General features: G+C 60.0%; 1 protein-coding gene. It reads right to left on the minus strand.

What is annotated here, in order from left to right; translation table 11 throughout:
• The coding region (gene tssI / locus AACY18_RS27895) for a type VI secretion system tip protein TssI/VgrG (RefSeq protein ID WP_339466847.1) at positions 1–1,214 on the minus strand (1,214 nt) is incomplete at both ends.

Here is a 1,214-nt window from a genome sequence, read left to right on the forward strand (position 1 = left end):
TGGTCATGTCATCGTGCTTGCCTTCGCGATCCCAGAAGAACTGCACCTTGACCCGGCCATACTGGTCGCAGTAGATCTCTTCGCCTTCCGGGCCGCAGACCACGGCGCTTTGCGTGCCGAGGACTTTGGGTTTCGGGTGATCGAGCGGCGGACGGTAGGGGACGTCCCACGGGATCGCGCTGAAGCGGTTGCGATAGCCCTGGTGGAAATCGTCCTTCAGGTCAGTGGTGTCGCTGGTCACCGACTCTTCCAGCACCTGCGGCTGCTTGCCTTCGTGGAAGATTTCGGTGAGCAGCCACAGGTCATTCCACGTCGGATTGGCGTGTTCGGTCAGGGCGAGGAAATGCCCGCTGACCAGGATAGGCTGATCGCTGTTGCCTTCGGCGAGTCGATAGTCGCTGCGATGACGTTCAAGTGCCCGATTGGCCAGGTGCTTGCCACGGTCGCGATCCACGAAACGGCCCGGGTAGTCGTAGTCCTCAAGATCGGGTTGGGCGCTGCTTTTGGCATCGCTTTCCAGCTCGATCTTCGGTTTGACGAAGTCGTAATCGCGCCGTGTGGTACGGCTGGTGCGCGTGGCCAGACGCAGGCCGAAACGCTTGACCACCGGTTTGTCCGCGACCAGCCCGGAGTCTTGCTGATAGGCCACGGGCGCCAGTTTGGGGAACACCGTCTGGTCATCACCGAAGGTGAGTTTGTGGCCGCTGGCGGTGTGCTGAAAGTGGTAGTGAATCCCCTCCTCCTCGCACAGGCGCTGGATGAAATCGAGATCCGATTCGTCGTACTGCACGCAGTAGATGCGCTCTGGGTAAATCGCGCTCAGCTGGAAGTGGTAATCGCTGGCGAGGATGCCGTGCTCTTCCAACACCTGGCTGATGATCTGCTGCACGGTCATCTGCTGGAAAATGCGCTGATTGACTCGGTGCGCGAGGTACGCCAGTTGCGGGCGCAGGGAGATCTTGTAGCGCGTCAGGCGCTTGCCCGCCTCGCCCTGGGCGATGCTGTAGACCAGCCCGTGAATGCCACTGCCGCTCGGTGACAACTGAAGAAACGCCAGTTTGTGCAGCACGCTTTCGAGGTTGATCGAAGCCTTTTCGCTGACCAGTTCCAGCTCGAATTCGAAGGGGGTGTTAAGTGCCTCCCGGCCGGTAAACGACAAGACCTGGAAATCGGTTTCCACGCCATCGACGGTCAGGTTGAAATGAGGCTGGTTG

The organism is Pseudomonas sp. EA_65y_Pfl2_P74 (assembly GCF_963970575.1).
Lineage (GTDB): Bacteria > Pseudomonadota > Gammaproteobacteria > Pseudomonadales > Pseudomonadaceae > Aquipseudomonas > Aquipseudomonas baetica_A.